Origin of the sequence: Aquibaculum arenosum (assembly GCF_029222965.1) — a bacterium.
GTDB classification, from domain to species: domain Bacteria; phylum Pseudomonadota; class Alphaproteobacteria; order Kiloniellales; family DSM-21159; genus Aquibaculum; species Aquibaculum arenosum.
Genome location: NZ_JARHUD010000004.1, coordinates 176663 through 193541 on the forward strand (window position 1 = coordinate 176663; position 16879 = coordinate 193541).

General features: G+C 65.3%; 11 protein-coding genes and 2 pseudogenes. 7 read left to right on the top strand and 6 right to left on the bottom strand.

Features of this window, described 5'->3' with window-relative positions:
• Positions 1-8: 8 nt before the first annotated feature.
• The 4 genes from P2G67_RS08020 to P2G67_RS08035 form a co-directional block, all read right to left on the bottom strand.
• Complete coding sequence (locus P2G67_RS08020; protein WP_275821831.1) at positions 9-1265, bottom strand: molybdopterin molybdotransferase MoeA; 1257 nt, start codon at positions 1263-1265, stop codon at positions 9-11.
• 2 nt (positions 1266-1267) lie between these two features.
• A complete protein-coding gene (gene mobB / locus P2G67_RS08025) occupies positions 1268-1810 on the bottom strand; it encodes a molybdopterin-guanine dinucleotide biosynthesis protein B (protein ID WP_275821833.1) in 543 nt (180 codons plus the stop codon).
• A 102-nt stretch (positions 1811-1912) separates the two neighbouring features.
• Positions 1913-4189 (bottom strand): NADP-dependent malic enzyme, encoded by a 2277-nt coding sequence (locus tag P2G67_RS08030; RefSeq protein WP_322099664.1) that lies wholly within the window; start codon positions 4187-4189, stop codon positions 1913-1915.
• 138 nt (positions 4190-4327) lie between these two features.
• Entirely contained in the window at positions 4328-4930 is a 603-nt protein-coding gene (locus tag P2G67_RS08035) for a L,D-transpeptidase family protein (RefSeq protein WP_275821837.1), read from the bottom strand.
• A 264-nt stretch (positions 4931-5194) separates the two neighbouring features.
• Between P2G67_RS08035 and P2G67_RS08040 the strand changes: the two genes are divergently transcribed.
• The 3 genes from P2G67_RS08040 to P2G67_RS08050 are packed head-to-tail and all read left to right on the top strand — an operon-like array spanning position 5195 to position 9840.
• The gene (locus tag P2G67_RS08040) at positions 5195-6286 is read left to right on the top strand and encodes an efflux RND transporter periplasmic adaptor subunit (protein WP_275821839.1); all 1092 of its coding nucleotides are present in this window, start codon (positions 5195-5197) and stop codon (positions 6284-6286) included.
• 12 nt (positions 6287-6298) lie between these two features.
• Positions 6299-9418, top strand: coding sequence for an efflux RND transporter permease subunit (locus P2G67_RS08045; protein WP_275821841.1), 3120 nt, complete (start codon positions 6299-6301; stop codon positions 9416-9418).
• Positions 9419-9450: 32 nt separating this feature from the next.
• Positions 9451-9840, top strand: coding sequence for a RidA family protein (locus tag P2G67_RS08050; protein ID WP_275821843.1), 390 nt, complete (start codon positions 9451-9453; stop codon positions 9838-9840).
• 9 nt (positions 9841-9849) lie between these two features.
• Here the strand turns inward: P2G67_RS08050 and P2G67_RS08055 are convergent.
• Positions 9850-10080 (bottom strand): annotated as a pseudogene (locus tag P2G67_RS08055) (metallopeptidase TldD-related protein); the annotation flags it as partial.
• Here P2G67_RS08055 and P2G67_RS08060 point away from each other — a divergent pair.
• Positions 10073-10432 (top strand): annotated as a pseudogene (locus tag P2G67_RS08060) (transposase); the annotation flags it as partial. The pseudogenes P2G67_RS08055 and P2G67_RS08060 sit on opposite strands and share 8 nt — an antisense overlap.
• Positions 10433-11154: 722 nt before the next feature.
• On the opposite strand, the gene tldD reads toward P2G67_RS08060, so the two are convergent.
• Complete coding sequence (tldD, locus tag P2G67_RS08065; RefSeq protein ID WP_275821845.1) at positions 11155-12588, bottom strand: metalloprotease TldD; 1434 nt, start codon at positions 12586-12588, stop codon at positions 11155-11157.
• Between the two features lie 106 nt (positions 12589-12694).
• Between tldD and P2G67_RS08070 the strand changes: the two genes are divergently transcribed.
• The 3 genes from P2G67_RS08070 to ctaD all read left to right on the top strand — a co-directional run bounded on the left by P2G67_RS08070 (position 12695) and on the right by ctaD (position 16830).
• Positions 12695-14053, top strand: coding sequence for a DUF3422 family protein (locus P2G67_RS08070; RefSeq protein WP_275821847.1), 1359 nt, complete (start codon positions 12695-12697; stop codon positions 14051-14053).
• Between the two features lie 285 nt (positions 14054-14338).
• Entirely contained in the window at positions 14339-15199 is an 861-nt protein-coding gene (gene coxB, locus P2G67_RS08075; RefSeq protein ID WP_275821849.1) for a cytochrome c oxidase subunit II, read from the top strand.
• A gap of 23 nt (positions 15200-15222) precedes the next feature.
• Positions 15223-16830 (top strand): cytochrome c oxidase subunit I, encoded by a 1608-nt coding sequence (gene ctaD / locus P2G67_RS08080; protein ID WP_275821851.1) that lies wholly within the window; start codon positions 15223-15225, stop codon positions 16828-16830.
• The last annotated feature ends 49 nt before the right edge of the window (positions 16831-16879 follow it).

The window sequence follows — 16879 nt, forward strand, 5'->3', positions numbered from 1 at the left end:
CCTCCCACTCATCCGAAGAGTTCACTGAAAGGCAGGAAGTCGACCATCGCGCCGGCTTCCAGGCGGGTGAGGCTTTCCGGCAGCTCGATCAGCCCATCGCTTTCCACCAGGGAGCTGAGGATGCCCGCGCCGTCCCGGGGAAACTTCGTGGCCGTCAGCCGACCGTCAGCCTCGCGGCGCAGGGAGGCACGCACCCATTCGCGTCGGTCAGGCTTCTTCTTGTAGTCGAAGCCGGCGGCCACGGGAAAGCGCAGGGGTGCTTCCGCTTCGCCGCCCATGAGCAGCAGGAGCAGTGGCCGCACCAGCATGGTGAAGGTCACGACCACGGCCGCGGGATTGCCGGGCAGGCCGATGAAGGGCACGCGGCCCAACTGTCCAAGCGCGATGGGGCGCCCGGGCTTGATCGCGAGCCGCCAGGCATGCAGCTGCCCCAGCGCTTCCACCGCTTGCTTGACGTGATCCTCGTCGCCTGTGGACACGCCGCCGGAGGTGATGAGCAGATCGTGACTTTGAGTCGCCTCCTTCAGTGCGCCCGTGATGTGGTCGCGCCGGTCCGGCAGGATGCCGAGATCGGATACCGCGCAGCCCAGTCCCTGCAGCAGGCCAATCAAGGTATAGCGGTTGGAATCGTGGATCGCGCCCGGCACCAGGATTTCGCCCGGCTCGCGCAGTTCGTCGCCGGTGGAAAAGAGCGCCACGCGCAACGGGCGCGAGACCTGCAGGCTGCGCCGACCCACGGCCGCCGCCTGGCCCAGATCCGGGGCGCGCAGACGGCGACCAGCAGCGAGCACGCGGCTTCCCTTGGCGACGTCCTCGCCGGCACTGCGGCAGTTGGACCCGCGCTTGATGCCGGGCGCGATAACCACGGTGCCCGCCTCTTCGCGGCAGTCCTCCTGCATCATCACCGTGTCAGCGCCCTGGGGCAGGGGCGCGCCGGTGAAGATGCGCACGGCGGTGCCCGGCTGCTGCGCCTCGGGCAGCGCCTGCCCCGCGGCCAGCCGTCCGGATAGCGGCAGGCGGGTCTCGCTGTTCCGGTTCAGATCGTCGAAGTAGACCGCGTAGCCATCCACGGCCGAGTTCGCATGCGGCGGCACGTCGGCGGACGCGATGACGTCTTCGGTCAGCACCCGCCCCAAGGCTTGAGCCAGCGGCAGGGACTCGTCCTCAGTCACGCGCACCAGCCGTTCGCGCAGCAGCGCCAGCGCGTCCTCGCAGGGCATCAGCGGTCCGCCGTGGGCAAAGCAGTCGTCGCTCAGCTGGGCCATGCTCAGGCCTCTTCCCGCTGAGTCAACTTCGCCGCCAGCCCGCAGTGGGCGAGGATAAAATCGGCGATGGCCTCCACGTCATTCAGGTCTAGCACCGGGCGCGTGCCGCCGGGCAGGGCGGCCGCTTCCGGGACCGGCCCGTCGCTGCAAATCGCCACCACCTGCGGATCCTCACCGGCCAGCAGCGGCTTGTCGACCGAGCGGCGCCAGACCTCGATCTTGTCGTGCGCCTCGCGCTTGAAGCCCTCGATGATCGCGAGGTCCACCGGGCTGAGGTGTGCCAGCAGCTCGTCCACCGTCGGCTCGGCCTCCTCGCGCAACTCATGCATCAGCGCCCAGCGCTTGCCCGAGGAGACCAGCACCTCCGTGGCACCGGCGGCGCGATGCTCGTAGGAATCCTTACCGGGCTTGTCCACGTCGAAGGCATGGTGAGCGTGCTTAATCGTGGAGACCGATATACCTCGCTGACGCAATGCCGGGATCAGCTTGCAGACCAGGGTGGTCTTGCCCGCTCCGCTCCATCCCGCCAGCCCGATAACCTTCATACCGTCGTGCCTTTCCCGCCGCAAATTTCCCCGCCATGGAAGGCAGGCAAGCGGTGCCTGTCAACCGCGCAGGCTTTGGGGGTAAGCGGCCGCGGTCGATGCTCAGCCGAGACGGTCGGAGAGCGCGCCGTAGCCGGCCAAGGCGGCGGCATTGACCAAGTCGCCGACCGTCGATCCGAGTCCCACGATCTGGGCCGGGCAGGCAAGGCCGTTCAGCAGCGGCCCGATCATGGTCCCAGCGCCTAGCTCCTGCATCATCTGGGTGGAGATGTTGGCGGCGTGGAGCGCCGGCATTACCAGCACGTTGGCGGGACCCGAGAGACGACAGAAGGGATAGAGCTCCTGCATCAGCGCGTGGTTCAGGGCCACGCCGGCCTGCATCTCGCCGTCGTACTCGAAGTCCGGCGCGCGGGAATCGAGCACGGCGATGGCCTCGCGCACCCGCATCGCCCGCTCGCGCGGCGGGTTGCCGAAGCTGGAGAAGGAGAGCAGCGCCACCCGCGGCTCGTGCCCCATCCCGCGGGCGAACTCCGCCGCCTGCTCGGCGATGTCGGCGATCATCTCCGCTGAGGGCAGCTCATGGATCTGGGTGTCGGCGATAAAGAGCGTGCCGCCACGGTGCAACAGCATGTTGAGGCCGAAGACCTGCCGGCCCGGCTTGGCGTCGATGGCGCGGGTCACGTCCTCGTAGGCGACGTTGAAGTTCCGCGTCAGGCCGGTGACCAGGGCGTCGGCCTCGCCACAGGCGACCATGCAGGCGGCGAAGATGTTGCGGTTCTGGTTCACCATGCGCACGCAATCACGATAAAGCGAGCCCTTCCGGTTCAGCCGGTTGTAGAGATACTCGGTATAGCGTTCGCGGTGGTTGCCGATCGCCGCATTGGCGATCTCGGCAAAGTCGCTGGAGACGCCGAGCGCCTCCATGGTCGCGCGGATCGGCTCCTCGCGGCCGATGAGGATCGGCTTGCCCAGCCCGGCATTGTAATAGGCCAGTGCCGCGCGGATGGTTTTCTCCTCCTCGCCCTCGGCGAACACGATGCGCCGCGGCGAGCGCCGGACCTTCTCGAAGATCGACTGCAGGCTCGCCGCCGTGGGGTCGAGCCGGGCGGAAAGCTGCTGCTCGTAGGCGCGCATGTCCTCGATCGGCTTGCGCGCCACCCCGCTGTCCACTGCAGCTTGGGCCACGGCCTTGGGCACGGCGACGATGAGGCGCGGGTCGAAGGGGGCAGGAATGATGTACTCCCGGCCGTAGCGCAGGCGGCGCCCGGCATAGGCCTTGTCCACCTCGTCCGGCACATCCTCGCGCGCCAGCGCAGCCAACGCCTCGGCGGCGGCGATCTTCATCTCCATGTTGATGGTCGAGGCGCGCACGTCCAGCGCACCGCGGAAGATGTAGGGGAAGCCCAGGACGTTGTTGACCTGATTGGGATAGTCGGAGCGGCCGGTGGCCATGATCGCATCGTCGCGGACCTCGGCCACCTCCTCCGGCGTGATTTCCGGATCGGGGTTGGCCATGGCGAAGATGATGGGATTGTCGGCCATGGAGGCCACCATCTCGCGGGTCATGGCACCCTTGGCCGAGAGGCCGAAGAAGATGTCCGCGCCGTCTAGGGCATCGGCGAGGCTGCGCGCTTCGGTTTCCACCGCGTGCGCCGACTTCCACTGGTTCATGCCGCTGGTGCGGCCACGATAGATCACGCCCTTGGTGTCGCAGACGATCACGTTCTCCGGGCGCATGCCCATGGCCTTGACCAGTTCCGCGCAGGCGATGCCCGCGGAGCCGGCGCCATTGACCACCATGCGCGCATCGGCCAGGTCGCGGCCCGTTAGGTGCAGCGCATTGATGATGCCGGCGGCAGCGATGATGGCCGTGCCGTGCTGGTCATCGTGAAAGACCGGAATGTCGAGCAGCTCCTTCAGCCGCTCCTCGATAATGAAGCACTCCGGCGCCTTGATGTCCTCGAGATTGATGCCGCCGAAGGAGGCGCCGAGAAAGCGCACGCAGTTGACGAACTCGTCCACGTCTTCGGTGGAGACCTCGAGGTCGATGCCATCCACGTCGGCGAAGCGCTTGAAGAGGACAGACTTGCCCTCCATCACCGGCTTGGAGGCCAGCGCGCCCAGGTTGCCCAGGCCCAGTACGGAGGTGCCGTTGGAGATGACAGCGACCAGGTTGCCTTTGACCGTATAGTCATAGGCGGTGGCGGGGTCTTCGGCGATCCGCAGGCAGGGTTCGGCCACACCGGGGGAGTAGGCGAGGGAGAGGTCGCGCTGCGTGGTCAGCGGCTTGGTAGGCGTGATCTCCAGCTTGCCGGGTCGGCCCTGCGTGTGAAAATCCAGTGCATCCTGTGCCAGAGTCCGCGCCTTGTTGTCGCCCATCATCTCTCCCCTAATCGTTGCCCTGGCCGTCTCAAGACGACGGTGGGGCGTTGATGTTAGAGAGCGATGGCGGCAGCGTCAAAAACTACAGTGCGATGCAGGGTGCCGTTCGTACAGGCTCTGGTGCCGGGGGGGCTGTCAGGGGCGAATCTCGATGGGCGTGCCCACTGCCACCCGGTCCCAGACCTCGGCAATATGATGATCGCGCAGGGCGATGCAGCCGTTTGTCCAGTTGTCCTCGTCCCAGACCTCCCGGCGGTAGTCCACGTCATTGGGCATGCCGTGCAGCATGATCATGCCGCCCGGACTCACCCCTTCGGCCTCGGCGCGGGCCCGGTCCTGGTTGTTCGGATAGGAGATGCGCAGGGAAAGGAAAAAGGCGCTTTCAGGATTGCGCCAGTCGATGTGATAGACTCCTTCCGGCGTGCGGTTGTCCCCTTCGCGTTGCTTGTGACCCTTTGGCTCCTTGCCAAGCTGGATGGGAAAGCGGGCGATCTCCTCGCCCTCGGCAAAGAGGGAGAGAACACGTTCAGTCTTGTCCACCAGGACATAGTCGGCCAGCGGTTCCTTATGTGCGCCATTGCGCAGAGGGTCCTCGGGCAGCGCATTCAGTGCTGCCGGCTGCGACAGTCCGAGCTCTGCCGGCTTCGGGCCCGGCGGCCGCGGCAGGTCGGCAAGCGCCGGAGTGGCCATTGCCAGGGTCAAAGTGAGTAATGCTGAAAGAATCGCTCGTTGAAGCATTGCGCTTTCTATTCCACTTGCCGGCGGTCTGCTGTAGGTTGCGGCTCGGCAAGTGTGCCGGGAAAGCAGGCGCTTTTCCAGCCGGTTGTGTCCAGGACGTACAGTTCCGGGTGAGCATGTAGTCCTGTAATCTGTCCGGCGGGCGAGTACATAGAAAAGATTGGAGTCCTTCTGCCGCAGCTTTGCGCGTCCAGGGCCCGATCTCTGGGGATGGAGTGAGCTCTTCGCGGCGTAGTATCAACGCGGCGATGCTATAAGGTGATCATGAAGCGGACTCTCTTGCAATTGGCGATCGTTCTGGCGATCGCAGCCGGCGCCTATGCCACCTGGCAAGCTCTGGGCGAGCCTGCGGCACGCGAGGAGGCGCGCCCGGAGGGCTCGGCGGCGGTGCCTGTGGCGGTTGCCGAAGCGCGCAGTGGCCGTGTGGTGCATCGGGTGGAAAGCGTGGGCACGACCCGGGCGCGCGAAGCGGTGGAAGTGGTGGCGCCGGTGGCCGGACGGGTTGTCGCAATTCACTTTGAGGAAGGCCAGCAGGTCGAGGAGGACCAGCTGCTGGTCGAAATCGACAAGGAGCGCGAATCTGCTCAACTGCGCGAGGCCCAGGCCTTGCGCAATGACGTCGCCAGTCAGTTGCAACGCGCCAATCGCCTGCTGCAGTCCCAGAATGTCGCCCAGGCGCGGGTGGATGAACTGCGGGCTGGTCTGGCCGCGGCGGACGCGCGGGTGGCCGCCCTGCAGGCTGCGCTGGACGACAAGGAGATCAGGGCGCCCTTCGATGGCGTAGTGGGTTTGCGCGAGATCAGCCGCGGCGCCTTCGTCCAGCCGCAGCAACGCGTGACGACTCTCGACGACATTTCTTCCCTGCGATTGGATTTTTCGGTCCCCGAGCGCTTCCTGTCCGCCCTTGTGCCGGGCTTGGCAGTGGAGGCGAACAGCTCCGCCTTTCCCGGACAAGCAATCACCGGTCGGGTGACGCGGATCGACACCCGAGTGGACAGTGTGACGCGGTCGCTTCGGGTTCAGGCCGAGTTGGCGAATGCCGATCGGCGTTTGCGGCCGGGCATGTTCATGGGCGTGTCTCTTACCGTGGACGCCAACGATGAGGCCGTCCTGGTGCCTGAGGCGGCGCTGGTCAATGAAGGCAGCGAGAGCTACGTCTTCGTGATCGCTGACGCGCGGGCGGAACGGCGAGCGGTCACCATGGGCCAGCGGCTGCATGGCGAAGTGGAGATACGCGACGGTCTGGCGGCCGGCGAAAGCGTGGCCGTGTTGGGCCTGCAGCGGTTGGGCGACGGCATGGAGGTTAGCATCGTCGAGGGGGATGAGCAGGCCCCCGGCGCGGCGGCCGGCGTCTGAGGCCCGGGCGCAATGGTTCTCTCCGACGTCTCGATCAAGCGACCGGTTCTGGCCACGGTGCTGAGCCTGCTGATCGTCGTGTTGGGGATCGCTTCTTTTATGCAATTGGCGGTTCGCGAGAACCCCAACATCGATCCGCCCATCGTCTCGATCCGCGTGGAGTACACCGGCGCCTCGCCCCAGGTGATCGAGAGCGAGGTGGTGGAGGTCATCGAGGACGCCATCGCCACGGTCGAAGGCATCCGCTACATCACCTCCGAAAGCCGCGATGGGCGCGGCTTCATCACCATCAACTTCAACCTCAATCGTGACGTCGACGTTGCGGCCAATGATGTGCGCGACGCCATCGGGCGGGTTCTCAACCGCCTGCCGGACCAGGCCGACGCGCCCATAGTGCGCAAGTCGGACGCCGATGCGCGTCCCATGCTGTGGCTCTCGCTGACCAGCGAGCGCATGGAGCCGTCGGAATTGACCGACTACGCCCGGCGCTACCTGGTGGATCGCCTGTCGGTGCTGGAGGGCGTGGCCAGCATCAACATCGGTGGTGAGCGGCGCTATGCCATGCGCATCTGGCTCGACCGCGAGGCCATGGCTGCGCGCAATCTGACCATCGGCGACATCGAAAGCGCGCTGCGCGAAAACAACCTCGAACTGCCCGCCGGGCGGATCGAATCGGTGACGCGGGAACTGACGGTACGCACCTCGACGCGGCTGGCCACGGCCGAGGAGTTCGCCGAGATCGTGGTGGCGCGCACGCCGGACTATCAAGTGCGCCTGGGCGAGGTGGCCCGGGTGGAGCGCGGCGTGGAAAGCGAGCGTACGATCTTGCGTGCCGACGGGCAGCGGGCCGTGGGGCTTGGCGTCATTCGCCAGTCGAACGCCAACGTCATCGAGGTCTCGGACCGGGTGCAGGCCGAACTGGACCTGATCGAGGAGAACCTTCCACCCGGCGTTTCCATCACCCGCAGCTATGATGAATCGGTTTTCGTGCGTGCCGCCGTGCGGGAGGTGATCATCTCATTGGGCATCGCGATCGCCCTGGTGATCGTCGTCATCTTTCTCTTCCTGCGGTCGATCCGCGCGACGGCGATCCCGGCCTTCACGATCCCGGTGTCCATCATCGGCGCTTTCATCATTATGGCGCCAGCGGGCTTCTCCATTAACGTGCTGACGCTGCTGGCGCTGATCTTGGCCGTGGGCCTGGTGGTGGATGACGCCATCGTGATGTTGGAGAACATCCAGCGGCGTATCGACGAGGGTGAGCCGCCCTTGATGGCGGCCTACCGCGGCGCCCGGCAGGTGGCCTTCGCCGTGATCGCAACCACTCTGACCCTCATCGCCGTCTTCGTGCCCATCGCCTTCATGGAGGGCAACGTGGGCCGGCTCTTTACCGAATTCGGCTTCGTCATGGCTGCGGCCGTGATCTTCTCCAGCCTGGTTGCGCTCACGCTTGCGCCCATGCTCTGCTCCAAGTGGTTGCGGCCCACGAGTGGCGGCAACATGTTCGTGCGCGGTTCCGAGCGCTTCCTGAACGGCCTTGCCGCCGGTTATCGCAGCGCGTTGCAGGTCTCGCTCAAGCTGCCGATCGTGGTATTGGCACTGGCCTTCGTGGCCGCGCTGGCTGCCGTTCAGCTCTTTCTCTACCTCCCCCAGGAGTTGACGCCCATCGAGGACCGGGGTGTCATCATCATTCCCGGCACCGCAGCCGAAGGCACCACGCCGGCAGAAACCTATCGCAGCGTCCAGGGCATTGAGCGGCAACTCGAGCAGTTCCGCGAACAGGGGCTCGCCAACCGCATCTTCACCATTGTGGGCTTTGGCGGCATCGGCAATCGCTCCTTCACCATCCTTGGATTGGTGCCCTGGGAGGAGCGGGAGGTGCGCCAGCAGGACGTCACCCAGCAGATCTTCCCCATGCTGGGCAATGTGCCGGGCATTCGCGCCTTTGCGGTCAATCCACCGGGCCTGGGCCAGTCCAGCTTCCGCCAGCCCTTGCAGGTGGTGGTCAGTGGCGCCGACTACGACGAGATCAAGCGCTGGACCGACCGGCTGGTTGAGCGGGCGGGACAGAATCCGGGGCTGATCAACGTCGACACGGACTATGACGAGAACAGGCCGCAACTCGATGTCTCGGTCGACCGGCGCCGCGCCGCCGACCTGGGTGTAAACTCCGAAGAGGTGGCGCGCGCCATCGAGACCATGATCGCTTCGCGTGTGGTTGGCCGCTATCTCGACCGTGGGCGTGAGTATGACGTCATCGTCCAGGCCGATCCGGCCGACCGGGCCACGCCGGCCGATCTGGAGAACATCTTCCTGCGCGCCTCCGACGACCAACTCGTGCCGTTGTCGAGCCTGATCTCCGTGGAGGAACGCGGCGCCTCACCGCGCCTGACGCGCGTCGACCGTCTGCCGTCGATCACCATCACCGCCTCCCTGGCCGATGGCTACGATCTGGGGCAGGCGCTGACATTCATCCAGGACCTGGCAGCGGAAGAACTGCCGCCGGAGGCGCGGCTCGGCTATCTCGGCCAGTCTCTGGAGTTCATGGAAACCAGCGGCGCGATCTATGTCACCTTTGCCCTCGCGCTGCTCATCGTTTTCCTGGTGCTGGCGGCGCAGTTCGAAAGCTGGATCCACCCGCTGATCATCCTGCTGGTGGTGCCCTTGGCCATCACTGGAGCACTGGGCGCTTTGCTGCTCAGCGGCATCTCGCTCAACATCTACAGCCAGATTGGCATGATCTTGCTGATTGGCCTGCTGGCCAAGAACGGCATTCTGATCGTCGAGTTCGCGAACCAGCTGCGCGACGAAGGGATGAGCGTGCGCGAGGCCATCGTCGAAGGCTCGGTGCTGCGCTTCCGTCCCATCCTCATGACCGCGATCTCCACCGTCTTTGGTGCCTTGCCACTGGTGATGGCCACGGGGGCCGGCGCCGAAAGCCGGGCCTCGATTGGTGTGGTGGTGATCGGCGGCCTGCTCTTCGCCTCGGTCTTGACGCTCTTCGTCGTGCCGGTGCTCTATGATCTGTTGGCGGGCTTCACCCGCTCGCGCAACGCCGTGGCGCAGGATCTCGAGGCGTTGGAGGCGGATGAGCGTCGCCAGGCCAAGCCGGGCGAGCAGCCGGCGGAATAGCACGCCGTCCATTTTCTTGGGGGGAGACCGTCATGCCGAAGACCCTGCACAAGCGCCACGCCGGCGCCTCATCGCCCACCGCGCGCTATGCCCCGGCCCTGGAGGTGGACGAAGGCCGGCGCTGGCTCTACCTCTCGGGCCAGGTCGGCACTCTGCCCGACGGAAGCGTGGCGCAAGGGGCGGAAGACCAGATGCACGCCGTCTTCACCAACATCCAATCGCTGCTGCGCTCGGCCGGCATGGGCTGGGAGCATCTGGTGCGCTTCAATGTCTATCTGACCCGGCGCGAAGACCTGCAGCTTTTCCGCGACGTTCGCGACTCCTTCATCGGCGACGCCGAACCCGCCTCCACCCTGCTCATCGTCGCCGGCCTCGCCAGCCCCGACTTCCTGGTCGAAATCGAGGCTGTCGCGGCGGCCTGAGTAGGAGAGTTATGCCGCAGTGCCCCCTACGGTGATGGCACTGACCAGGAGGCTGGGCTGGCCGACGCCCACGGGGACGCCCTGGCCGTCCTTGCCGCAGGTGCTAATGCCGGGATCGAGCGCCATGTCGTTGCCGATGCCGGTGACCTTGGTCAGCACGTCGGGGCCGTTGCCGATCAGGGTGGCGCCCTTGACCGCGGGACCGGTCTTGCCGTCCTCCACCAGGTGGGCCGACACCGCCTGTCGCCCCGTTGCCTTCCTCCTGACCGGTGGGCGGGTTGCAGATTGCACGGCTGCGGAGCAACTGCTGGACTAGGTAACGAACGCCGATCTGGTGCATAGCGACAGGGGCTACGACACCAACGCCGTGCGCTGCAAGATCGACGCCAAGAGAGCAGCACCCAACATTCCGCCCAAGGTCAACCGCCGCTGGAAAGGTTGTTTCTCGCCCTATCTGTACCGAATCCGGAATGCCATTGAGCGGATGTTCAACAGGCTCAAGGACTTTCTTCCGGTTGCCACGCGGTACAACCGGCTGCCCACCAACTTCCTCGCCGCCCTCCAGGTTGTTGCCATGGTCAACTACTGGTTATGCGTCCGGGGCCTAGTGCCCGCCGCCCTGTGTTTGCGATGGTTCAAACGTGGGTGTGCGTGTCGTCGGCTGTGAGCTTTCGCTTAATTCTTGCGTAACCATCCGACCACAGTCCCCATGGCAGTCAACCCAGCCCATTCCAGGTATAAAAACCTCTTCCCACGATTCAGGTATTACACCAATATTTCCCAAGTAGTCTGATTCTTCCACAGTTCTAACTCTGTACTGCTCCCCGTCTACGGATATACTCGGGGATTCGGTGATGGTTGACTCACAAGCTGTAAATGTCGATATGATCACAACTGATGCAGAGAATAGTATGGTCCGCTTCACTTTCATAGTTTCCTCGGCTTTCTGGTTCGCTATCGGGTTAAGCAATTGGTCTGGCCGAAACTTACTGGCAAGCGCAGCAAATTGTCTTTGCGTTCCGTGCGCTGATGTGTGTGCCGACCACCTTACGGTGTAGTTTGTGTCACGAATTATCCGCGATCAATTAGTATAATTACTTAATTGTTTCTTGTGTAAGTTGAATTTGCAGCACTGTTCGGATGGATTCGCAAATCCAATCTGAGGATCGGCTCTGGTGGCGGGAAATGCACGCAGTGCAAAGGAGATGGCAGAAGGGTGTGCTGCCGCGTAGGAAATGGCGCAGATCTCATTGTTGGATCGTTCTCTGCTCACCAGGAGGCACAAAGTCCAGTTGCGCCTTCCGCTGAGCCGCCTCAGGCCGCCGTGCCGCCCACGGTGATGGCGCTGACCAGGAGGCTGGGCTGGCCGACGCCCACGGGGACGCCCTGGCCGTCCTTGCCGCAGGTGCCGATGCCGGGGTCGAGCGCCATGTCGTTGCCGATGCCGGTGACCTTGGTCAGCACGTCGGGGCCGTTGCCGATCAGGGTGGCGCCCTTGACCGCAGGACCGATCTTGCCGTCTTCCACCAGGTAGGCCTCGGTGCAGGAGAAGGTGAACTTGCCGCTGGTGATGTCCACCTGGCCGCCGCCGAAGTTAACGGCATAGAGCCCGCGCTTCATGGAGCGCAACAGTTCCTCGGGCTCGCGGTCGCCGGCCAGCATCACCGTGTTGGTCATGCGTGGCATGGGGATGTGCGCATAGGACTGCCGGCGGCCGTTGCCGGTGGGCTGCATGCCCATGAGGCGCGCGTTCTGGCGGTCCTGCATGTAGCCCGTGAGAATGCCATCCTCGATCAATACGGTGCGCTGACTGGGCGTGCCCTCGTCGTCCACGGTGAGCGAGCCGCGGCGGTCGGCGATGGTGCCGTCGTCCACCACCGTGACGCCGGGCGCGGCGACGCGCTGTCCCATGAGGCCGGCGAAGGCGCTTGTCTTCTTGCGGTTGAAGTCGCCCTCCAGCCCGTGGCCGATGGCTTCGTGCAGCAGAATGCCGGGCCAGCCGGGGCCGAGGAGCACCGGCATCTCGCCGGCGGGGGCGTCGACCGAGCCCAGATTCACCTCGGCCTGGCGGATCGCCTCGGCAACGCTGGCCTGCCAATGGGCGGGCTCGATCAGGCTCTCATAGGCGAAGCGTCCGCCGCTGCCGTGGCTGCCGCTTTCCATGCGGCCGTTCTCTTCCATCACCACCGAGACATTGAGGCGCACCAGCGGCCGGATGTCGGCCCGTCGCTCCCCGTCGGGGCGGATGATCTGCACCGCCTGCCAGCTTCCCGCCAGCGAGACCGAAACCTGGCGCACCCGCGGGTCGCGCGCCCGGGCGTAGGCGTCGATCTCTTCCAGCAGCTTCACCTTCTGCTCGAAGGGCAGCGCCGAGATGGGGTTGTCGTCGCTGTAGAGCCGCGCGTTGGTGCCGGCGGGTGCCAGGTCCAGGGTGCCGCCGCGACCCCGGTGCACCGCGGCCACGGCCTCGGCGGCGCGGCCCACCGCCTCTTCGCTCAACTCGCTGGAATGGGCGTAGCCGGCGGCCTCTCCGGCCACCGAGCGCAGGCCGAAACCCTGGGATGTGTCGAAGGAAGCGCTCTTCAGGCGTCCGTCGTCCCAACCCAGTGCTTCCGACTGGCGGTACTCCAGGAAGATCTCGCCGTCGTCGGCGCCGCGCAGGGCTTCGCCCACCTGGCGTTCCAGGCGGCTGCGTTCCAGGCCGCTGCGGGAGAAGAAGAGCGAATCGGTTTCGGTGAGCAATGACATCAGGCTGTGGCCTCCGGCGATGCGTGGCGGGTTTGCCCCTGATATAGAGATTGGCGGCGGCTTTATCGACCACCCAGCCGGTCGGGCCGTCCAAAAGGGGGAGACCATGCGCCAGATCCTGCCCGTGCCGGACCATCCGCAACGCCAGCTGCTGTCCGACGAGGTCCATGCCCGCCCCTACATGCGCCTGCAGGCGCCGGAGCGGGCGAGCCATCTGGCGCTCTACACCGGCGAGGACGGCGTGGAGGCCGAGCGCAGCCTGCTGGCGTCCTTTTGTGAGGCGCGTGGCGCGTCACCCCCGGGGCCGGACGCCAATTTTCACCTGGTTGAGCTCGACGGCTTCCGCCTGCGCTGGGAGCGGCACACCGAGTTCTCCACCTACGGCTTCTTCGTTGCCGGGGACTCGCAGACAGCATGGCGGGGCGAAGCTGCGCAAGCGCCCTTCGCAGGCACCGCCATCGAGCAGGTGCCGGATGAGTGGCTGCAGCGTCTGCCTGGTCGGGTGTTGGCCGCGGTTCATCTGGAACTGCGTCCGACCGGCGAGCAGGAGCTCGACCCCGAGGGCGTGGGAGTGCTGCTGGGCAGCGACACCTTTTCGGGCTCCCTGGTTGCGGGCGGTGCGGCCGAGGTCTGGATGAACTTCACGATCAACGAGGACGGATTCGGGCGCGTCCTGGTGCTCGACCGCCATCTGGGCGCCCGGCAGGCGGGCCGCCTGGCGCAGCGGCTCTTCGAGATCGAGACCTATCGCATGATGGCCCTGCTGGCCCTGCCGCTGGCGCGCCAGCATGGCAGCGAGCTGACGCGAATCGGGTCGCGCCTGGCCGAGGTGACACAGGCCTTGGCAAAACCCTCCGATTCACTGCTGCCCGATAAGGACGCGCCGCCTGGTGTGGACAGCGAGCGCGCGTTGCTGGATCGCCTGACCCTGATCGCGGCCGAGACCGAACAGATTGCAGCCGCCACCGCCTATCGCTTCGGCGCCGCTCGGGCCTACCAGGCGCTGGTCGAGCGTCGAATCGCCGAACTGCGCGAGGAACGCATCGAGGGTCAGCAGACCATCGGGGAATTCATGGACCGTCGCCTCTCCCCGGCAATGCGCACCTGCCGAGCGGTGGCCGAACGGCTGGAAAGCCTGTCCCGGCAGGTGGCGCGCACCGGCCAATTGCTGCGCACCCGCGTCGACGTGCAACTGGAGGCCCAGAATCGCGATCTTCTCGGCTCCATGGACCGGCGGGCACGGCTGCAGCTTGCCCTGCAGGAAACGGTTGAAGGCCTGTCAGTGGCGGCCATCACCTACTACGCCATCGGTTTGCTTGCCTATGCCATCAAGTCGGCCGAGGACCTGGGCGTCGCCCTGCCGGTGGAGGTGACGCCGGGCCTGGCCATCCCCCTGGTCGCGGCTGCGGTCTGGCTTGGCATGCGTCGGGTCCGCCGGCGCCTGGCGCACTGGGTAAGGGAGTGAGCAGCAGCCGCGCAGCCTCACTGCGGCACAAGGTCGCATGAGCCGGCACAGGGGCTCACTTGGCGCTATAATTGCGGCGAAGGCTTTAGGCGGCTGGCATTGCGTCAGGCGCGACGTCGTGCCGCTTGAGGGGCCATGGCGCTTCGGCTAGGTTGCGCGCCGACAAAGGCGGGGGCCGTCCGTTCCCACTAGGGGGAGCGAACGGTCGGAAGGGATCACTGCCGAGAGGGCTCGGTTGGGTGTCCTGTCCGGCAAAGGAGAGACGGGAAAAGGATGATGAGGCTGATGTCACGCCTGGGCGCCGCTTTGGTCGCCCTCGTAGCGGCGGTGAGCGCCGCCCCGGTCCTGGCTCAAGAGATTATCGGCGAGCCGCGGAACTGGGGCCTGGGCTTCCAGCCGTCGGTCACGCCGATCAAGGATCAGATGCATGATTTCCACAATCTGCTGCTGATCATCATTACCGCCATCACGCTGTTCGTGCTGGCGCTCTTGGTCTTTGTGATCCTGCGATTCCGCGAGGACGCCAACAAGACGCCCTCCAAGACCACGCACAACACGCTGATCGAGATCGTCTGGACCACCGTCCCGGTCCTGATCCTCGTGATCATTGCCGTGCCCTCCTTCCGGTTGCTCTATGCGTCGGACCGCGTGCCGGAGTCCGAGATCACCATCAAGGCGACCGGGATGCAGTGGTACTGGAACTACGAGTACGATCACCCGGAGGAAGGCACCTTCCAGTTCGACTCCTTCATGCTGACCGACGATGAAGCGGCCAAAGCCGGCCTGCCGCGTCTGCTGGGCGTGGACCAGGAGATCGTGGTGCCGACCGACACCAACATCCGCGTGGTGGTGACCGCCGGCGACGTGCTGCACGCCTTCGCCGTGCCGGCTTTCGGCGTGAAGATCGACGCGGTTCCGGGGCGCCTGAACGAGACCTGGTTCAATGTGAACACCCCGGGCCTCTACTTCGGCCAGTGCTCCGAACTCTGCGGCACCGGTCACGCCTACATGCCGATCCAGGTGCGCGCGGTTCCGCGCGACGAATATGACGCCTGGCTCGACGAGATGGCCGAGCAGTACGCAGAAGCCCCCGCTACAGCCCCGGCGCGCGCGACCCAGCTCGCCGACGCCCGCGCGGCCCAGTGATTTTCGCCGGAGGATAAACGACGATGGCGACCGCCTCGCACGCACACGACGACCACCACGACCATAAGCCGGGTTTCATCGCCCGCTGGTTCTTCTCCACGAACCATAAGGACATCGGGACCCTCTATCTGATCTTCGCGGTCATCGCGGGTCTGATCGGCGGCCTATTCTCCGTGATCATGCGCATGGAGTTGCAGGATCCGGGCGTTCAGTTCCTGACCAGCGCCGGCGATCCCGACGGCCATTTCTGGAACGTCATCGTCACCGCGCACGGTCTCATCATGGTCTTCTTCGTGGTCATGCCCGCGCTCATCGGCGGCTTTGGCAACTGGTTCGTGCCGTTGATGATTGGCGCGCCGGATATGGCCTTCCCGCGGATGAACAATATCTCCTTCTGGCTGTTGGTGCCGGCCTTCGCGCTGCTGATCGCTTCGCCTTTCGTGGGGCCGGGCGTGGGTACTGGCTGGACGGTCTATCCGCCGCTCTCCTCCGGCTTGGGGCATCCTGGGCCTGGAGTGGACATGGTGATCTTCTCGCTCCATCTGGCGGGCGCTTCTTCCATCCTTGGCGCCATCAACTTCATCACCACGATTTTCAACATGCGCGCGCCGGGCATGACGCTGCACAAGATGCCGCTCTTCGCCTGGGCGCTTCTGGTGACCGCCTTCCTCCTGCTGCTGGCCTTGCCGGTGCTGGGCGGTGCCATCACCATGCTGCTGACCGACCGCAACTTTGGAACGGCTTTCTTCGATCCGGCGGGCGGTGGTGACCCGATCCTCTACCAGCATCTCTTCTGGTTCTTCGGTCACCCCGAGGTCTACATCATGATCCTCCCAGCCTTCGGGATCGTCAGCCATGTGGTCTCGACTTTCTCGAAGAAGCCGGTCTTCGGCTACCTGGGTATGGCCTATGCCATGGTGGCCATCGGTGCCGTGGGCTTCATCGTCTGGGCGCATCACATGTTCACGGTCGGACTGGACGTGAACACCCGGGCCTACTTCACCGCCGCAACCCTGATCATCGCTGTGCCCACGGGCATCAAGATCTTCAGCTGGATTGCGACGATGTGGGGCGGTTCGATCCAGTTCAAGACGCCGCTACTCTGGGCGATGGGCTTCATCTTCCTCTTCACCATCGGCGGGGTGACCGGTGTGGTGCTCGCCAATGCGGGCATCGATATCGCGCTGCACGACACCTACTACGTGGTGGCCCACTTCCACTATGTGCTTAGCCTGGGTGCCGTCTTCGCCATCTTCTGTGCCATGTACTACTGGATGGGCAAGATGAGCGGTCGGACCTACCCCGAATGGGCAGGCAAGATCCATTTCTGGACCACCTTCATCGGCGTGAACCTGACCTTCTTCCCGCAGCACTTCTTGGGTCTGCAGGGCATGCCGCGTCGCTACATCGACTACCCGGACGCCTACGCGGGCTGGAATTTGGTTTCCTCCCTGGGTGCCTACCTGTCCTTCGCTTCGACGCTGTTCTTCGTCGGGATGACGATCTGGGTGCTCACTTCGGGGCGTCGGGTGGCCAGCAATTATTGGGGCGAAGGCGCGACGACGCTGGAGTGGACCGTTTCCTCTCCGCCGCCGTTCCACACCTTCGACAAGCTGCCGCAGATCAAGTGATCGGCGCGCAGTGACACAGCGGGCGGGCCCTAGCCTTTCGGTCAGGGCC

Bases quoted from the DNA above. Each gene is read 5' to 3' on its own strand.
- P2G67_RS08040 (WP_275821839.1), top strand. From the start codon at position 5,195: ATGAAGCGGACTCTCTTGCAATTGGCGATCGTTCTGGCGATCGCAGCC.
- P2G67_RS08045 (WP_275821841.1), top strand. From the start codon at position 6,299: ATGGTTCTCTCCGACGTCTCGATCAAGCGACCGGTTCTGGCCACGGTG.
- P2G67_RS08050 (WP_275821843.1), top strand. From the start codon at position 9,451: ATGCCGAAGACCCTGCACAAGCGCCACGCCGGCGCCTCATCGCCCACC.
- P2G67_RS08030 (WP_322099664.1), bottom strand. From the start codon at position 4,189: ATGGGCGACAACAAGGCGCGGACTCTGGCACAGGATGCACTGGATTTT.
- mobB (WP_275821833.1), bottom strand. From the start codon at position 1,810: ATGAAGGTTATCGGGCTGGCGGGATGGAGCGGAGCGGGCAAGACCACC.
- P2G67_RS08070 (WP_275821847.1), top strand. From the start codon at position 12,695: ATGCGCCAGATCCTGCCCGTGCCGGACCATCCGCAACGCCAGCTGCTG.
- ctaD (WP_275821851.1), top strand. From the start codon at position 15,223: ATGGCGACCGCCTCGCACGCACACGACGACCACCACGACCATAAGCCG.
- P2G67_RS08020 (WP_275821831.1), bottom strand. From the start codon at position 1,265: ATGGCCCAGCTGAGCGACGACTGCTTTGCCCACGGCGGACCGCTGATG.
- coxB (WP_275821849.1), top strand. From the start codon at position 14,339: ATGTCACGCCTGGGCGCCGCTTTGGTCGCCCTCGTAGCGGCGGTGAGC.
- tldD (WP_275821845.1), bottom strand. From the start codon at position 12,588: ATGTCATTGCTCACCGAAACCGATTCGCTCTTCTTCTCCCGCAGCGGC.
- P2G67_RS08035 (WP_275821837.1), bottom strand. From the start codon at position 4,930: ATGCTTCAACGAGCGATTCTTTCAGCATTACTCACTTTGACCCTGGCA.